Below are 1,885 nucleotides of genomic sequence, written 5' to 3'. Positions count from 1 at the left end.
CGCCCCCCCCGCGCCCCCACCCGGCCGCGGCGCCGGGGGCCGGCCCGGCCCCGCATCGGGAACCCGGGGCCGTAGGCGAGGGAGCGCCGGTCGAGCTCCGGCCGCGGGGCGTACCCGGCCGGTCCGGGCAGGCCGGGGCCGCGTCCGGGCGGGCGGTACGGGGAGCCGGGGCCCGTCGCCCCGGCCGGGGGCGGCGCGTCCGGTCCCCCCGGCGGGCGGTCCGGCGCGGCCGGCACCTCGAAGCCGGCGCGGGCCCGTGCGGTGGCGGCGTCCGCCTCGGCGCCCGCCACGAGGTCCGCGGCCGCGGCGATCCCGCCGCCGGCGCTGATCACGAATCCGGCGAGCGCGGGATCCGCCCCGGCCCCGGCCCCGGCCCCTGTTCCGTAACCCGCCGCCGACGACGCCGATGCCGGATCCGGCGCACCGGACTGCGGTGGCACGGTGATGCCCAGCGCGGCCGCCAGGCCCCCGACGGAGGTGGCCGCGGCGGCTCCGGCGAAGCCCGCCGAGAGGCTGATCCCGGCGGCGGCCGCGAAGCCCGCCGAGACTTCCGCGCCCAGCTGGACGGTGGCTCCCGCGGCCAGGGTCAGCGGGCTGTCGAGGCCGGTCATGGCGCCGCGCCAGGCCGCCGGGTCGAGCCCGAGCCGGGACAGCAGCTGCTGGGCGGACTCCCCGTCCCGGGCCTGGACGACCTGCCGGGGCCGGCTGGTGCCGGACGTACCGGGTGCGGCGCCGGGCGGCTGGTCGCCCGCTTCGGTGGCGCCGCGGGCGTCACGGGTGCCGGGGCCCTCGGCGTGCGCCTGGTACGCGAAGTTCTGCTCGACGACGGTCACCGCGACCTTGGCGCGCAGCGGGGTCCCGTCGGGGGCGAAGTGGTCGAGTTCCTCGTTGACCTGCGTGACGATGCCGTTGTAGCGGAGGGTGCCCCAGACGAAGCGGACGGCGGGCGGCGGGTCGGACGCCGTCGCCGGGGGTTCGACGAACTGCCGCACCAGGGCGGTCCATCGGCGTACGTCGACGTACTGTCCACCGGCCCGCTGTTCGGCGGTGTCGAATTCGAGGTCGAAGGTGAGGGTGGAGCCCTCCTGTGCGGGGTGCTGGACCTTCTGGTTCCTGGTGGTCGCCCCGCCCCGGTCCACGTTGTTGTTGCGGCTGATCCGCAGGGTGGCCGGGTTGAACTGGACGGGGAGCGGCTTGCTGCCCTCGGCCTCCTTGACGAGCGGCGGCTGGTCCTTGCCCGGCTGGGCGGTCACCGTGAGCCGTTGCAGGGTGGCGTGGACGAGGGCCGTCACGGGGTCCGCTCCAGGCGCAGGCCCTCGTGGGCGATGTGCAGTTCCTCCACGGCTATCTCCCCCGTCCTTGCGTTGAGCGTCGGTCCGGTGATCTTCAGGGGCAGTCCCCGGACGAACGTCCAGTGCGCGAGCACCCGTTGGCCCGCGGGGTCGAGCACCTCCACGTGTCCGTCGTAGCGGGGGACGGGGGCGCCGCCGGCGACCATGCCGTGCAGCCAGTCCCACAGGGCCGGGTCGGCGCTCCCGCCGCCGGCGGCGAGCATGCCCCGTTTGAGGACGATCGGCTGGAGCCTGACCCGCCCGGCCCGGCGCACCACCTCGTCGTTGGCGCCGCCCTGGAGGTACTCGCGGACGTCGGCCTCCAGGGCCAGGCCCGCGCATTCCTGGAACCCTCCGTCGCCGAGCCGGTCGGGGGCCCCCGCCCCCGCGGCGGGGGCGGGCCCGGGCGGGGGCCCCCCCCCCCGCGCGCGGCCGCGGGACAGTTCCGCCGCGCACGGGGTGTTGGGGGGGGCCCCTAACGACACCGCGGGGGGGGGTGCGACGGTGACCGTCCCGGCGACGACGAGCGCCGCGATCCCTGCGATGCCAAGCTG

The 1,885-nt window shown here is 78.0% G+C and carries 1 protein-coding gene and 1 pseudogene; both read right to left on the bottom strand.

The window, feature by feature from the left end:
* Window positions 1-1,292: pseudogene (locus tag ACFXA3_RS41950) on the bottom strand (hypothetical protein); the annotation flags it as partial.
* On the bottom strand, window positions 1,289-1,885 hold a 597-nt coding region (locus ACFXA3_RS41945), incomplete at its 5' end, for a phage tail protein (protein WP_385196678.1). The pseudogene ACFXA3_RS41950 and the gene ACFXA3_RS41945, both read right to left, overlap by 4 nt.

This window comes from Streptomyces sp. NPDC059456, from assembly GCF_042750055.1.
Lineage (GTDB): Bacteria > Actinomycetota > Actinomycetes > Streptomycetales > Streptomycetaceae > Streptomyces.
The sequence above is the reverse complement of the archived record's forward strand: the minus strand, read 5'-3'. Positions and strand labels throughout refer to the sequence as shown.